Origin of the sequence: Gramella jeungdoensis, assembly GCF_023805255.1 — a bacterium.
GTDB classification, from domain to species: domain Bacteria; phylum Bacteroidota; class Bacteroidia; order Flavobacteriales; family Flavobacteriaceae; genus Christiangramia; species Christiangramia jeungdoensis.
In genome coordinates, this window is the sequence record NZ_JAMSCK010000002.1 from 602885 (window position 1) to 617933 (window position 15049).

At 39.8% G+C, this 15049-nt stretch carries 13 protein-coding genes and 1 tRNA gene; 9 read left to right on the forward strand and 5 right to left on the reverse strand.

The annotated features are described in order from the left end of the window. Both cdaA and folP read right to left on the reverse strand, forming a co-directional pair. Complete coding sequence (cdaA, locus tag NE848_RS06775) at positions 1–774, reverse strand: diadenylate cyclase CdaA (RefSeq protein ID WP_252111754.1); 774 nt, start codon at positions 772–774, stop codon at positions 1–3. 37 nt (positions 775–811) lie between these two features. Continuing rightward, positions 812–1636, reverse strand: a complete 825-nt coding sequence (gene folP, locus NE848_RS06780) for a dihydropteroate synthase (RefSeq protein WP_252111756.1) — start codon at positions 1634–1636, stop codon at positions 812–814. 87 nt (positions 1637–1723) lie between these two features. Between folP and NE848_RS06785 the strand changes: the two genes are divergently transcribed. The 5 genes from NE848_RS06785 (at position 1724) to NE848_RS06805 (ending at position 5455) form a co-directional block, all read left to right on the forward strand. Continuing rightward, the gene (locus NE848_RS06785; protein WP_252111758.1) at positions 1724–2281 is read left to right on the forward strand and encodes a DUF1599 domain-containing protein; all 558 of its coding nucleotides are present in this window, start codon (positions 1724–1726) and stop codon (positions 2279–2281) included. Between the two features lie 17 nt (positions 2282–2298). Then, the gene (locus NE848_RS06790; RefSeq protein WP_252111760.1) at positions 2299–3390 is read left to right on the forward strand and encodes a BT_3928 family protein; all 1092 of its coding nucleotides are present in this window, start codon (positions 2299–2301) and stop codon (positions 3388–3390) included. Positions 3391–3536: 146 nt separating this feature from the next. Beyond that, complete coding sequence (gene tpiA, locus NE848_RS06795; RefSeq protein ID WP_252111762.1) at positions 3537–4289, forward strand: triose-phosphate isomerase; 753 nt, start codon at positions 3537–3539, stop codon at positions 4287–4289. 1 nt (position 4290) lies between these two features. Continuing rightward, positions 4291–5124 (forward strand): 50S ribosomal protein L11 methyltransferase, encoded by an 834-nt coding sequence (prmA, locus tag NE848_RS06800; RefSeq protein ID WP_252111764.1) that lies wholly within the window; start codon positions 4291–4293, stop codon positions 5122–5124. Positions 5125–5179: 55 nt separating this feature from the next. Next, positions 5180–5455 carry an ATP-dependent Clp protease adaptor ClpS gene (locus NE848_RS06805; RefSeq protein ID WP_252111766.1) on the forward strand — a complete coding sequence of 92 codons (276 nt, stop codon included), beginning with the start codon at positions 5180–5182 and terminating at the stop codon, positions 5453–5455. 158 nt (positions 5456–5613) lie between these two features. Here the strand turns inward: NE848_RS06805 and NE848_RS06810 are convergent, their stop codons facing one another. The 3 genes from NE848_RS06810 to NE848_RS06820 form a co-directional block, all read right to left on the reverse strand. Beyond that, entirely contained in the window at positions 5614–6282 is a 669-nt protein-coding gene (locus NE848_RS06810) for a class I SAM-dependent methyltransferase (RefSeq protein WP_252111768.1), read from the reverse strand. A gap of 73 nt (positions 6283–6355) precedes the next feature. After that, complete coding sequence (locus NE848_RS06815; RefSeq protein WP_252111770.1) at positions 6356–7687, reverse strand: RagB/SusD family nutrient uptake outer membrane protein; 1332 nt, start codon at positions 7685–7687, stop codon at positions 6356–6358. Between the two features lie 18 nt (positions 7688–7705). After that, entirely contained in the window at positions 7706–10678 is a 2973-nt protein-coding gene (locus NE848_RS06820; RefSeq protein WP_252111772.1) for a SusC/RagA family TonB-linked outer membrane protein, read from the reverse strand. A 186-nt stretch (positions 10679–10864) separates the two neighbouring features. Between NE848_RS06820 and NE848_RS06825 the strand changes: the two genes are divergently transcribed. The 4 genes from NE848_RS06825 to nirD all read left to right on the forward strand — a co-directional run bounded on the left by NE848_RS06825 (position 10865) and on the right by nirD (position 15035). Next, positions 10865–11614: a DeoR/GlpR family DNA-binding transcription regulator gene (locus NE848_RS06825; protein WP_252111774.1), complete on the forward strand. Its 750-nt coding sequence runs from the start codon at positions 10865–10867 to the stop codon at positions 11612–11614. Between the two features lie 114 nt (positions 11615–11728). After that, positions 11729–11802 (forward strand) — tRNA-Arg (locus NE848_RS06830). A gap of 323 nt (positions 11803–12125) precedes the next feature. After that, positions 12126–14636 carry a nitrite reductase large subunit NirB gene (nirB, locus tag NE848_RS06835; protein ID WP_252111776.1) on the forward strand — a complete coding sequence of 837 codons (2511 nt, stop codon included), beginning with the start codon at positions 12126–12128 and terminating at the stop codon, positions 14634–14636. 21 nt (positions 14637–14657) lie between these two features. Further along, the gene (gene nirD, locus NE848_RS06840; protein ID WP_252111778.1) at positions 14658–15035 is read left to right on the forward strand and encodes a nitrite reductase small subunit NirD; all 378 of its coding nucleotides are present in this window, start codon (positions 14658–14660) and stop codon (positions 15033–15035) included. Positions 15036–15049 lie beyond the last annotated feature (14 nt).

Sequence of the window (15049 nt, forward strand, 5' to 3'; positions counted from 1 at the left end):
TTAGTTAACGTCTTCCTTGATTTTTTCCTTCAGCTCATCTAAAGTTTCAAACATAATGAACTGTCCATCCTTGATATAGGAGGTCTGTCCGGTTTCTTCACTTACCACCAGGGCCAGTGCATCGGTTTTTTCGGTAATTCCAACCGCGGCTCTATGTCTTAAGCCAAATCTCAAAGGAATTGAACGGTCATTAGATACAGGCAGAATAACTCTTGTAGCTGTAATTTTATTTTCCTCGATGATCATTGCTCCATCGTGCAGCGGACTGTTCTTAAAGAAAATTGACTCGATAATGGGTTGGTTGAGTTCTATTTTCATTTTGTCCCCTGTATTCTTTACAAAATCGAGTTTGCTACTCTTTTGAATTACCATTAAAGCACCTGTATAGGTTTTTCCCATGGCCTCGCAGGCATTCACAATGGCATCGACATTTGTTTTAGAATCGAAATCATCACGACTGAACTTAAAACTTTTGAAGAACCTGCCTTTCTGGGTGAAGTTCGTAGAGCCAATCATTAAAAGGAACTTCCTGATCTCCTGCTGGAATACCACAATAAGTGCAAATACACCAACCCCTATGAATTCACCAAGCACACTGCTTAATAATTCCATCTGGAGTAACTGGGTGAGTAAGAATGCAAGGTAAATAACTACGATACCTATAAAGATGTTCACCGCTGCCGTACCGCGCACCAGTTTATACACATAGTATAGCAGGAGGGCTACAAAAACAATATCCAGGATATCGAGAATTCGAAGATCTATGATGTCCAAATTGCTGGGGTTTTATGTAAAAATAGAAAATCTAAAATTAGTTTGTCAATTCACTTGTTATTTTGATGCATTCTAGGGCTTCTTTCACATCGTGAACTCGTAAAATATTTGCTCCTTTCATTAGCGCGATGGAATTTAAAACCGTTGTTCCGTTTAATGCTTCAGCGGCAGAAATACCTAGTTTTTTCCAGATCATACTTTTTCTTGAAATTCCTACCAAAACAGGTAAGTCAAGATTTTTAAAAAGTTCCAGTTTCGAAAACAGTTGGTAATTCTGATCTATATTTTTAGCAAAGCCGAATCCGGGATCTATAATTATATCATTGATACCTAGATCTCGTGCGGCTTTGATCCTTTCCGAAAAATAGAACAGGATATCGTTTTCCAGGTCTTCATACTGATTGAGATCTTTCATTGTCTGCGGGGTGCCTTTCATATGCATCATGATATATGGAACTTTATGTCTGGCAATTACGGACAACATATCTTTATCTAACCTGCCCGCAGAGATATCATTGATAATATCCGCACCCGTCTCGATACTTTTTGAGGCAACTTCAGCCCGGAATGTGTCGATAGACAGTAAAGCTTCCGGGAAATTTTTCCGAATCAGTTCAAGGGCGGGAATCATTCTTTTCAATTCTTCTTCAACCGGGATATCATCGGCTCCCGGCCTGGAACTGTAGGCTCCCAGGTCAAGAAAATCAGCGCCTTCATTCAGCATTTTTTCAGCACTCTGAAGAATTTCCTTTACGGATGTAGATCGGCTTCCGCTAAAAAAAGAATCGGGGGTAATATTGATTATTCCCATGATCCTGGGTTGAGAAAGATCTACCAAATTTCCTCTGCAATTGATAAACATGCTAATTATCGAGTTTAGGACAGCCGGAGAAATAACTTTGACTATCTGAAATATTTGCCCGAAATTTACGCAAATTAGAACTACTTCATGCAGGATACCTCAAAACAATATGACGCGGTAATTGGAGTTTGCCGCAGTTTGTTCCTAAATAAGATGAAAGATTATGGCTGTGCCTGGAGAATTTTAAGGCTGCCGTCACTTACCGATCAGATCTTTATAAAAGCTCAACGTATAAGACAGCTTCAGGAAAGCGAGGTGCGCAAAATTGAAGAAGACGAAAAATCAGAATTTATCGGTATCATCAATTATTCGGTAATGGCTCTTATCCAGTTAAAGAAAGGAATAGCCGATCAACCGGATCTTACTCCCGATGAAGCCATTTCCCTGTATGACGAAAATATAGCCGAGACCAAGGAATTGATGATGAACAAGAATCACGATTATGGAGAGGCCTGGCGTGATATGCGTATCAGTTCTCTGACAGATCTCATTATTCAGAAACTTTTAAGGGTAAAACAAATTGAAGATAATAAAGGTAAGACCCTGGTTAGTGAAGGGATCGATGCTAATTACCAGGATATGATAAACTATTCGGTCTTCGCGATGATACATTTTATGGAGGCTGAGGAAAAAACAGCTACTTAATAAATTCAAAATAACAAATGAAAGCGATTGTAAGTATAGCCAGGATTCTGGTAGGAGTTCTTTTTATTTTTTCAGGCTTTATAAAACTGAATGACCCAGTAGGTTTTTCTTATAAGCTTCAGGAATATTTCAGCGAACCGGTACTGGATATACCATTTCTGATTCCCTTTGCCCTTATCATCGCTATCGTAATCGTGATCTTTGAACTCGTTTTAGGGATTATGCTTTTGATTGGCTATGCACGCAAATTTACCAGCTGGAGCCTGTTGCTCATGATTATTTTCTTTACTTTTTTAACCTTTTACTCGGCATATTTCAATAAGGTAACAGATTGTGGTTGCTTTGGGGATGCTATCCCTTTGACGCCCTGGGAATCCTTTTATAAGGATGTGATTCTATTCATCCTCATCCTAATCATATTCTTTAATCAAAAGCTGATCAACCCTATTTTTAATCCCAAATATCATAAATGGGTGATCTTCGCATCTTTCATAGCCTGCTTTGCTTTCTGCTATTATGTGCTGATGCATCTACCTGTTTTTGATTTCAGGCCCTATAAAGTGGGAAATAATATTCCTGAAAAAATGAAGGTGCCCGGAGGAGAAAAGGCAGAAGTGACCTATACCTGGAAATTTGAAGTTAATGGAGAAGAAAAACTTATTAAAAACAAAGGAGCTTATCCACAGGTAGATGGTGAATTTATAGGGGTTGAAACTTCACAGGAGGGAGAGAATATTATCCCGCCAATTCACGATTTTGTAATAGAGGGCGAAGAGGGAGATATTACTCAGGAGGTTCTGGAAGAGGATAAGGTCTTTTTGATAGTTGCATATAATTTAAGGTCTACGGAACTTGAGGGATACGAAGCAGTAAAGTCTCTTAGTGAAGAAGCTCTTCAAAAGGGTTATAGAGTTATAGGTTTAACCGCATCGGGTACTCAACTTCAAAATACTTTGAAGCGGAAATATGATCTCAATTTTAATTTCTATCAAACCGATGAAACTGCATTAAAAACTATCGTACGCTCAAATCCCGGTTTACTCACACTAGAGAAGGGATCTATTACCCAGAAAAAACACTGGTTTGACGCTTCTGATATTGAATTGTAAATAATTTCTGCCCGTCGTTGAAAAATCCTTAAAATATAAAGGTTTGGCTTTGGTTTAAGAGTCAGTCAGTACTCCTTTACTTATATTTGTGGTGAAGGCCGTGGAGGTATATTTCGGCCTGAGAACTTACAACCAAAATTAATATCATGAGAAAAAACATCGTAGCCGGAAACTGGAAAATGAACAATGATCTTTCGGAAACCGAAGAACTTATTAGCCATTTAAAACTTCAAATGGTGAAAGAGCCGGAGGCTACAGTAATGGTGGCACCGTCTTTTACAAATCTTTATCCCACTTTTCAGGCCTTAAGGGACACTCCCATTATCGTTGCAGCGCAGAATATGCATGAAAGTGAAAAAGGAGCATTTACTGGAGAGGTTTCAGCCTCTATGCTTAAAAGTGTGGGTGTGAATACAGTGATTCTCGGCCATAGTGAGCGCAGGGCTTATTTCAATGAAACCAATGAATTGCTTGAGAAGAAAGTAAAAGCAGCTATTGATAATGAAATGACGGTGATCTTTTGCTTTGGAGAAGAGCTTGAAGACAGGAAGAATGATAAGCATTTCGATTTAGTAGAAACACAATTAAAAGAAAGTCTTTTTCAGCTTCCAAAAAGCGCATGGAACAATATCATCCTGGCATACGAGCCGGTTTGGGCCATAGGAACCGGAGAGACGGCCAGTCCCGAGCAGGCGCAGGAAATGCATAAACACATCAGGCAACTTCTGGAAAAGAATGTTGGAAAAGAGGTAGCCGAAAATACTTCGATCCTTTACGGAGGTAGTGTAAAACCAAACAATGCCAAAGAAATTTTCGCGAAAGAAGATGTTGATGGGGGGCTTATTGGTGGCGCCAGTCTTAATGCGGTAGATTTTGTAGAGATCGTAAATTCATTCTAAAATGGGTGGGAATTACCTTGAATTTCAGTTCAAAATAGAACCGGTGCAACCGGCTTCTGAAATCCTGATCGCTGAACTGGGATATCTGGGATTTGAAAGCTTTGTTGAGAATGATGATGGTATAACCGCTTATATTCCTGTAGAGGAATATGAAGATGATCTGCTCGCAGGGGTTCATATACTACAGTCTGAAGAATTCGAGATCAGCTACACGATGAACGAGATCGAAAGATTCAACTGGAATGAAGAATGGGAGAAGAATTTCACTCCTATTCTGGTTGACGAACATTGCAGTGTAAGAGCACCTTTTCATCCTAAAACAGAAGCCGAATTCGATATCGTCATAGAACCGAAAATGTCATTTGGCACGGGTCATCACGCAACTACTCATATGATGATTCAGCATATCCTCAAGAATGAGTGGGAAGACAAAACGGTATTGGATATGGGCTGTGGAACAGGAGTACTTGCTATCCTTACGGCTATGAAAGGAGCTTCAAAAATCGATGCGATAGACATTGATAACTGGTGCTATTTGAATACACTGGAAAATATTGCCCGTAATGATTGTGAGCATATAAATGTAGAAGAAGGCGGGGCTGAATTACTTGAGGACAGGAGCTATGATATGATCCTGGCCAATATTAATAGGAACATTCTTTTAAGGGATTTGCCGGTCTATGAAAAAAGTCTTAATCCTAATGGGAGTTTATTTTTAAGCGGTTTCTATAGTGGGGATCTGCCCGTAATTGAAAAGGCCTGTAAAGAGCTTGGCTTATATTTTGTGGAAAATCTTGAAAGGAACGATTGGATAGCCGCAAAGTTTTCACGCTGAGGTTTTTATCATAATTTGTATCTTTGAATCTAAGTTGCATGAGAAAATTTTGAAGATGAGCACGAAAGAAGAATTATTAGAAAAGCTTGAAGTAAAGACGAAAGAGAAGAAGCAAAATGAGATCGTATTGTATAATGATGATTACAATACCTTTGATCATGTAATAGAGACCCTTATTTATGCCTGTGATCACACTCCTGAACAGGCCGAGCAATGTTCCATCCTGGTTCATTACAAAGGAAAATGCACCGTGAAGACCGGACCTTATGAAGATCTTAAGCCTCGTTGTTCAAAGTTACTGGATGCGGGCTTAAGCGCAGAAATACTTTAAAATCAATTTTAGTCAGATATATAAAAGAGGCTGTCTAAAAAGTAAATCCAAACGTCATTACGAACGAAGTGAAGTAATCTGTCCTTGATTACCAATTGGTAAAGATTGCTTCGTACCTCGCAATGACAGATAAATGACTTTTTAGACAGCCTCTTTTTTTAACTCTTTTTCAGAACGAAGATAATTGACGCTGGAAGATTCTGATCATTAAGTGGTTCATATAAATTTTCCAGGATAAGATCTGAACTTTTAAAGTCCGCGTGCCAGTCCTCTATTGTTCGGGCATACCAGGAATGGGAATTTCTAAAATTACCTTTCAGGCCTTTCCATGAATCCTCTATCCACTTACTTTTATAGGTTAGATCATTCTGAATAAGAAAATATGGATGAATGCTCTGGATAAAAATTTTTCCATCTTTTACAAGAGCATTTTGAAGTTCTAATAATAAGCCTGAAATATTCTTTTCATAAAGGCAGAAATTTAAAACTACCGAATCAAAAGGGGAGTTAGGAATATTTTTCCCCGATTCTATTTCTTCATAAGATAGCTTGTAAAAAGTGCCTTTGCCTTTCTTTTCGGCTTCTTTAAGCAAAGCTTTTGTAGCGTCCACTCCCGTTACCTTAAAACCCTTATCCATCAACTCTCTCGTAAGCCAGCCTTCACCGCAGCCAAGATCGAGTATTTTTGAAGCGCTATGTTTTTCAATGGTTTCAACAATAGCCTTATTTGTGATCTTTCGGGATTCGATAGCTTTATTGTCGAGTATTTTAATCCATTCTGCGGAGTTTATCTCCCACGATTTTAGTATTTCTTCAGCTTTACTCATAATCACCTAAATTAAAATAAAAAAGACCTGCTTTATTGAAAACAGGTCTTTTTCATAATCAATTAAATGAAGATCAGATTGCGGGATCTGTCGGAGTATTAGGATTGCTATTCCTTTCACTTTCAGGGAAAGGATAGAAGTTCCTGTTACGTTCTTCATCGTAATTTCTGGCAGCACCACTTGGTTCTGGTCTGTTAAACCTTCTACTGTCTTCCAGGCTCATTCCTGTAAGGAATAATTCAGCTCTTCTGTTGGTATATATCTCATCCAACAAAGCGTCCACTTCAGCAGGTCCGGAATATCCATCAAGATTAGCATCTACTTCTAAAGCGTCTGTGCCAGTAAGTACCCTGTTCAAAGCCTCGGTAGCAGCTGCTACATCTGGAGATGATTTCCGCAGGTTTGCCTCTGCTATGATAAGATCCATTTCATCTGGTAAATAAACAGGAATTGGTTCTGTACTAACATCAAAGAATCCCGCCAGATTTTCTATTGGAAGACCATTTTGGTTAACAGTGTCCAAAGGAATAAGATAGAATTCCTTGCGGTCGTCATTTTCTTCTGGTTTCAATCCTTCAGGAAGGCCAAAGTTATCCCTTGGCTTAAAGTTAGGAGCGGCGTTCTGATAAACCCTGCTCCAAATCGGATTCAAATTCTGACTGTCATAAAGAAACATGGAAGTGGAACTTTGGTCAACACTATTTGCAGCTGTAATCGCTGCATCATAGTTACCTGCAAAGAGATTGTAACGTGCAAGCATGGCCTGAATAGTATTTTCCAGATCTATATTTCCCTGGGTAATTGCCGAATTGAATTCGGCCGATACAGGAGTAGATGAAATAAGGGAAGCTGCCTCATTTAATAAACTTATCGCTGCTGCGAAACCTTCCATTCTGGGTACAAAATTAGCATTATTCTCCTGGTTGGTTTGAATCACAACATCTGTATAATTCTGGGATAAACTTCCAATTGCCATCGCTTTATAAAGCTTGGCATAAGCTACTAAACCACTCTCGGTTCCGGCCTGAAGTTCAAGATTGGGAACATTGGCTTCAATATCCTCAGCTACCTTCATCACCCGAAGCATGGTTCTCCAAAGACCTTCAACATTCGAATTGAAGTTTGGCAATTCAGTACCACCATCTTCAAGCTCTATCATATTCTGAAAAGTTGTGGTGATAGCTGCTTCTCGGGTAGTGATAGCAGGAGTTTCAATGATCCATCTTAAGCCAGTAGTTGAATATAACTGCTGCATTCCTACCGTGGCAGCAAGTATACCTTCTCTGGAGGAATAGGTTTGCTGATCGGTCGGTGCATTTGGATTGTCAAAGTTGGTTTCACAAGCCACACCTGTGACCATTAAAACCAGGACAAGTAAAATCTTTATGTTTATATATTTTTTCATATTATTCATTCTTTTTCATTAGAAACTTACGTTAACGCCAAACTGATAGGTTCTTGGAATCGGAACGGCTGCAAAATCAAATCCGCGTACATTACTTTGTCCACCAGTATTGATCTCAGGATCCCATCCGCTGTAATCATCCCATGAAATAAGATTTCTGCCTACAAGGCTTAGCTTGATCCTGTCTATGTGCTCCCATGGTTCATTGATTGAATAGCTCAGGGATAGTTCTCTTAATTTTACAAAAGAACCATCTTCCACAAACTCTTCAAATATACCAGCCTGGGCACTTCCGTAACCCTTAGGCCTGTTTCCTAACAGTTCCTCACCAACATTTGAACCACCTCCAAAGATCACATTGTCCAGTAACCTTCGGTTCCAGTTAAATACATCGAAGCCCTGTACGGCGTCAAATTGTAGTCTTAAATCAAAGTTCTTATAGCTTAGTTCATTTATAAGAGAGCCGTACCAGTCTGGATTCGGATCACCAATAACTTTAGACGATGAGCCATCTTCAGTAGTCCCTCTTACAGGATATCCGGCATCATCAAGAACTATATCTCCATTTTCATCTCTTGCATAGAATTGGCGATAGAAAACACCAAGTGACTCACCTTCTATTACGTAGTTTGTCGCAAAACTTCCTGCCAGAGCAAATTGCTGTCCTGCTACATTGGTCACTTTATTTTCATTGCTTGTATAGGTTGCGGTAAGATTCCAGGTGAAATCATCGGTTCTTACCGGGATGGCTCTTAATAAGATTTCCACACCTCTGTTCTCAAGTTTCCCTACACTTTCAAAGCGAGAACTAAAACCTGAAGAAGGCGCGAGTTCTCTGTTAAGAAGTAAATCGGTAACGTCTTGCATATAGTAAGTGAACTCCATACCTAAACGGCCTTCGAAAAAGCCTGCATCAAAACCAAATTCGGTTTCCGTTTGTCTTTCAGGTGCAGCGTCAACATTTCCGAGTTGGGTTCCTAATAATAAACTGCTTTGTCCATTAATGGAACTTGGTGCAAAATTGGTGAATCGGCTAAATGCAGGTAGGGCATTAAGTCCACCAGATTGTCCCCAGGCCGCTCTTAGTTTAAGTGTATTAAAGATATCACCTATGCCTTGTTCCCAGAAGTCTTCTTCAGAGATGATATAAGAAATACCCGCCTTTCCATAAAGCTGATCTCTTTCATCTTTACCAAAAGCAGAAGAACCATCTGTTCTAATTGCTCCGTTTACATACAGCTTATCCTTAAAGCCAAAAGACTGCTGGATGAAGCCACCCCATAAAGAGAATGGAATTCTTGTTTCACCCTGTTCAAGAATACTACCGTTACTCGCAGTCTCTACCACTGGAGGAAGGCCGGTAGCCTGGATCCCGATCCTTTCCGCTTCCTGGAACTGATAAGTTCCTCCTACCGTAGTGGTGGATGAGAGGTCATCGGTGATATTTGCCTGGTACGTCAGGTTTAGATCACTGTTATACTGAAAGTTGTTGAGGTCTGATCTTCTGGCAAAACCATCGGCATTAGGAGAGGTGTTGCCTACAGGAATAAAAGCGGTAGCCGACTGGTTATAATAGTCCATACCAAAAACATAGGAGGCTGAAAGATTATCGGTGATTTCAGCATCGAGTTTAAAGCTTGTAATAAATCGGTTGGTTTTATTTCCAAATTCGAACCTTTCAACAGCCTCAGCAGGGTTGGTACGTGGTACCAGTAATGATGTCACTGGGTATACGCCTGACTCGTTAGGAGCCGGATTTATTGAGTTTTCACTGAAAAGAAATCCTGTAATGGCACCGTAAGCAGAATTAATACCTCCGTTAGGAATATCGTTACTTACGCTTCTGGCATAGTTGAAGTCTCCAGTGACCTTTAGCCAGTCAAAAGCATCCAATACCAAATTTGTTTTGAAATTGATCCTTTCAAAATCGGTATTTTTGATTATTCCTTCATTGTTAAGGTAGGCTCCAGATACATAATATCTCATATCTTCTGAACCCCCGTTTACTGAAAGGGCGTTTTCTATTCCATAACCGGTGTCGAAGAATTCTTCCTGAAGGTCATATCTTTCCACAGGCACCGTTTCAAGATTTGTACGGTCAAAAGGATCAACCCAGGCCAGGGGAGCGGTATTGTAGTCTATTTTCTTTCTTAATTCGCTCATCTTCACACTTGAAGTGAAGTTGAACTGGGCAGGGCCCACCTTTCCTTTTTTGGTAAAGATCTGTACTACCCCGTTGTTGGCTCTTGATCCATATATTGCTGAAGCGGCAGCACCTTTAATAACCTCGATCTTTTCAATATCATCGGGGTTAATGTCTGCAAGCCTGTTTTGAGTGTTTCCTCCAATATCCACAAGTTCATTACTCGCGTTGTTCAGGATAACTCCATCAAGAATATAAAGAGGCTGGTTTCCTCCTAAACTACTGGCGCCTCGGAGTAAGACCGAGATACCGCCTGCAGGATCTCCAGAGTTTTGGGTTACCAGTGCCCCGGTAATTTTCCCCTGTAATGCCTGATCTACCTGAACGGCTGCTGTATTAGCAAGATTTTCAGCGTTTACAGAAGATATGTTGTTACCCAATGCTCTTTTATTGATCCCAACTACGTTACCGGTTACAACCACCTCATCAAGGCTTAAAAGGTCTTCCACAACCTGGAAATCATTTTGTACCTGAGTTTGACCTCCTAGAGTAATGGTGATCTTTTGTGTTTTGTGTGCTACTGAGTTCACTACTAGAGTGTACTGCCCGGGATTCAAATTTGCCGTAAATCTGTAATTTCCGTCAAAATCTGTAGAAGCACCTCTGTTAGTGTTTTCTAGAAAAACTGATACCCCCGGGACGGGTACGTTTGAAGCTCGGTCTGTTACTGTACCAGTAAATACATAATCATTGGTTTGTGCCAGTAACCTGTTGTTCTGTCCTAAGAAAAACAACAGGAACAATAGTATAGGAGCTATTGTGGCTTTCTTAAAGAAGCTTTTCCTCATGTATCAATTATTTGTGGATTAATAATAATTTTTAACGTTAATAAGATTTTTATCTGACTAATCTACAATAAAAAACTATTCAAATTGCTGTTTATTGCCGTATTTAATGTGTTAAATTGCAATTATTTGTAGTTTTTATAATTTTTTCTGCAGCTTTTTGCAGTATTTTAGTGCAAATTTCTCATAATGCTAAAGGAAGAGCGTCACCAAATCATATTAAGAAAGGTATTATTGCATAACCGTGTGCTATTAGGGGATCTGGCGGAACATTTAAACGTATCGGTAGATACTGTGAGGAGGGATGTTAAGGAACTCGATCGTGGAGGTAAACTTAGAAAAGTTCATGGCGGGGCTGTGAGTCTGGGTTATAAAATATTTCCTTATGATGAACAGGAGTTTTACCTGCATAAGAAAAAGAAGGCCATTGCTAAGAAAGCGGTGAAACTGATAAAGAATAATCAGGTTTTGCTAATAGGAGGAGGAACCACAAGTTTGGAACTCATTAATGAGATACCCTCAAAATTAAGATTAACGGTGTTTACACCCAGCTTACCGGTAGCCTGGAAACTGATGTCTTTACCTAATATTGAAGTTATTTTTATTGGAGGTAAAATATCCAGGGATTCTCAGGTTAGTGTGGGCGGTAGTGCACTAAGGTTTTTATCTGATATTAAGGCAGATATTTGTTTTCTCGGAACGGGAAATATTGATGCCGGCTTTGGCATCTCTGAAATGGACTGGGATGTGGTGCAATTAAAAAAAGCTATGATCGATGCTTCAAAGAAGACTGTACTTCTTACTATTTCAGAAAAACTGAATTCGACACAGAGCTATAAAATCTGTGATATTTCTCAGCTGGATACTCTGGTAACTGAACTAAGCCCGGATTCTGCTATTCTAAAGGAATATAGAAACCAAAAAATCGATATTCTTTAGGTTGAATCACTGTCTCAGGTTTTCACAGGAAATTTTTAAAAAAGACTTTTTTTGAATTAAAAATAAAACTTATATTTGCACCCGCTTTGTGGGACACAAAGTGAATGATTATAAGGCCTCGTGGCGCAACTGAATAGCGCATCTGATTACGGCTCAGAAGGTTGCAGGTTTGAATCCTGCCGAGGTCACAAATCAAGAAAACCCCTTCGATATGAAGGGGTTTTTTTATTACTTCCATTTTTGATAATATCGACGGGATTCAGATTTCTTAAGCCCTCCCTCCTTGATGTTAAATGCTACCCTGGGGAAAAAATTACGGTCTGTCTTAAGGTCTGGGATAATTTTATAATTACAAATATGTAATGAATCGCTGTATTTTTTATAGTACCTGAATTTCTCCTGCATATTCATTACGAAATCAAAAAATCTTTCCTTGTCAGAGTAATTTTTCTTTTACTACGTATTATTAACTAAGTATAATTACATATATTTGTTTGGTAAATACGTAGTTATGGAAAAGATAATAGTAGTTGGTAATGGAATGGTGGGATACAAATTCTGTGAGAAACTAATTGCCTCACCTCGAAGAAAAGACTTTGAACTCGTTGTGTTTGGTGAGGAACCACGTTCGGCATACGACCGCGTTCACTTGAGCGAGTACTTTTCAAAAGAACAACCCGATGAGCTTTTAATGGCTCCATTATCATGGTATCACGAAAATGATATCGAATTACGTACTTCTGAACTTATCAGGGAAATAAGACCCGATCAAAAGGAGGTTGTTACTTATAAAGATGAGATTTTTAGTTATGATCGCCTGGTGCTGGCCACAGGATCATATCCTTTTGTTCCTCCAATCAAGGGAACCGATAAGCCCGGCGTCTTTGTATATCGTACCATCGAAGACCTGGATGCCATGCGTCATTATGCTTCCCGACTTAAAAAAGAAGGAAAGACCAGAGCAGTCGTCCTGGGAGGTGGGTTACTTGGACTGGAGGCGGCAAATGCTGCCAAGGAACTGGGAATGCAAACCGATGTCGTTGAATTTGCTCCTCGATTAATGCCAAGACAACTTGATGATTCTGCAAGTAATATGCTGGAGTCCAAGATCAAAAGTTTGGGGATAAATGTTCACTTAAATAAGGCCACTTCAGAAATTGCAGGAGAAGAAGGCGTTGAAAGTCTGAAATTTTCTGACGGATCTTCTCTTAAAACAGATATGCTTATCATATCTGCTGGAATAAGACCAAGGGATGAATTAGCTAAAAATGCCGGTCTTAAAACGGGAGAAAGAGGAGGAGTCTGGGTTGATAATAAAATGCAGACCTCTGCTAAGGATATTTATGCAATTGGTGAAGTGGCTTTTTATAATGGCGGTCTTTACGGACTTGTAGCCCCTGGTTATAATATGGCTGAAGTGGCTGTTGAGCAGATCACCGGTGGTGATAAACTGATGATCGAGAGCATAGATATGTCTACTCAGCTAAAATTAATAGGGACTGAAGTTGCCAGTTTTGGTGATCCTTTTATAGATAATGATGAGGTAGCTACCATTGTATACGAGAATAAACGCTCCGGAATCTATAAACGCATCAATGTCTCCCGTGAAGGAGAAAGACTTCTGGGAGGTATCCTTATAGGGGATTCTTCAGATTATAACAATCTTTTTCAGTTGTATATTAATGCGATGAAACTACCGGAAAATCCGGAAGACCTTATTATTCCGTCCAAAGACGGGAAAGAAAGTGCCGTGGGAAGTGCCTTGGATTATCCTGATACAGCCCAGATCTGTTCCTGTGAAAGCGTTACAAAAGGAGCGATTTGCGGTTCTGTGGAAAGTGGAGATTGTGAAAGCCTTGGAGATGTGATTAAAACCACAAAAGCTGCTACAGGTTGTGGAGGTTGTAAACCTATGGTGGCCGATCTTGTAAAAGCTTCTCTTAAATCTATGGGTAAAGAGGTGAAAGAAACCATCTGTGCCCATTTCAAATTTAGCCGTCAGGAATTATACGACCTCATTAAAATTAATAGGATTAAAGATTATAACGAAGCCCTTGATCTTTTTGGGCAGGGGAATGGATGTGAGATATGTAAACCGGCCCTGGCATCTATTTTCTCCAGTATCTATATGGAAACAGCCAATAAACAGGTCACTATTCAGGACTCTAACGACCGTTTCCTAGCAAATATTCAGAAGAATGGTAGTTATTCTGTGGTTCCCAGGGTGCCCGGCGGAGAGATAACCCCGGAAAAACTTATGGTTTTAGGTAGGGTTGCACAGAAATACGATCTCTATTCCAAGATTACCGGGGGGCAGAGAATTGACCTGTTTGGAGCTCAGCTACATCAGTTACCACATATCTGGCGGGAACTTATAGATGCCGGTTTTGAGAGTGGACATGCCTATGGAAAATCCCTGCGAACGGTAAAAAGCTGTGTGGGTTCAAGCTGGTGCCGATATGGAATGCATGAAAGTGTGAGTTTTGCCATCCAGATTGAAGAACGGTATAAAGGTTTAAGATCTCCGCATAAGCTTAAAGGAGGTGTTTCCGGATGTATAAGGGAATGCGCTGAAGCCCGCGGAAAGGACTTCGGAATTATCGCAGTTGAAAGCGGATGGAACCTTTATGTATGTGGTAATGGCGGAGCAACTCCAAAGCACGCAATACTTCTTGCCGAGCAACTTGATGATGAAACCTGTATCAAATATATCGACAGATTCCTGATGTATTATATAAGAACTGCACCTCCACTTACCCGTACGGCTCCATGGCTTGAAAAACTGGAAGGAGGGATAGATTATCTCAAAGATGTGGTTGTGAATGATTCTTTAGGAATTGCCGAAGAGTTGGAGAAAGAAATGCAGGAACTGGTAGATAAATATGAATGTGAATGGAAGCAGGCTATTGAAGATCCTGAAATGATGAAACGATTTAAGCATTTTGTGAATTCTGATGATGCTGATGATAACCTGGAATTCGTTCCTATGAGAGATCAAAAAAAGGCAAGAGTCTGGAAATAAAATTTTTAAAACTGAAAGATCATGCAAAATATTATAGAACAATACAATTCGGTGGCCGCTACAGATGTGAAAAAATGGTTTAAAGCCGGGAAAACCTCCGACTTCCCTACAGACGGAGGGGCCTGTGTGAAATATGAAAGCAAGCAAATTGCGGTATTTCATTTTACAAGAATATCCAAATGGTACGCCTGCCAGAATCTTTGTCCTCATAAGTTGGAAATGGTAATCTCGCGGGGAATGATCGGTGAAGATGAGGGGATTCCAAAGGTGGCCTGCCCAATGCACAAGAAGACATTTTCTCTGGAAGACGGGGGGAATCTCAATGGGGATGATTATAAGATCGCTGTCTATCCGGTTAAGATTGAAGATGAAAATGTGTATATTGGTTTTTCTGATTAAAGCACGTGAAAATC

What these genes read in the sequence shown, in the direction of transcription:
- folP (WP_252111756.1), bottom strand. Translation starts at nt 1,636, where the DNA reads ATGTTTATCAATTGCAGAGGAAATTTGGTAGATCTTTCTCAACCCAGG.
- NE848_RS06785 (WP_252111758.1), top strand. Translation starts at nt 1,724, where the DNA reads ATGCAGGATACCTCAAAACAATATGACGCGGTAATTGGAGTTTGCCGC.
- NE848_RS06790 (WP_252111760.1), top strand. Translation starts at nt 2,299, where the DNA reads ATGAAAGCGATTGTAAGTATAGCCAGGATTCTGGTAGGAGTTCTTTTT.
- tpiA (WP_252111762.1), top strand. Translation starts at nt 3,537, where the DNA reads ATGAGAAAAAACATCGTAGCCGGAAACTGGAAAATGAACAATGATCTT.
- prmA (WP_252111764.1), top strand. Translation starts at nt 4,291, where the DNA reads ATGGGTGGGAATTACCTTGAATTTCAGTTCAAAATAGAACCGGTGCAA.
- NE848_RS06805 (WP_252111766.1), top strand. Translation starts at nt 5,180, where the DNA reads ATGAGCACGAAAGAAGAATTATTAGAAAAGCTTGAAGTAAAGACGAAA.
- NE848_RS06810 (WP_252111768.1), bottom strand. Translation starts at nt 6,282, where the DNA reads ATGAGTAAAGCTGAAGAAATACTAAAATCGTGGGAGATAAACTCCGCA.
- NE848_RS06815 (WP_252111770.1), bottom strand. Translation starts at nt 7,687, where the DNA reads ATGAAAAAATATATAAACATAAAGATTTTACTTGTCCTGGTTTTAATG.
- NE848_RS06820 (WP_252111772.1), bottom strand. Translation starts at nt 10,678, where the DNA reads ATGAGGAAAAGCTTCTTTAAGAAAGCCACAATAGCTCCTATACTATTG.
- NE848_RS06825 (WP_252111774.1), top strand. Translation starts at nt 10,865, where the DNA reads ATGCTAAAGGAAGAGCGTCACCAAATCATATTAAGAAAGGTATTATTG.
- nirB (WP_252111776.1), top strand. Translation starts at nt 12,126, where the DNA reads ATGGAAAAGATAATAGTAGTTGGTAATGGAATGGTGGGATACAAATTC.
- nirD (WP_252111778.1), top strand. Translation starts at nt 14,658, where the DNA reads ATGCAAAATATTATAGAACAATACAATTCGGTGGCCGCTACAGATGTG.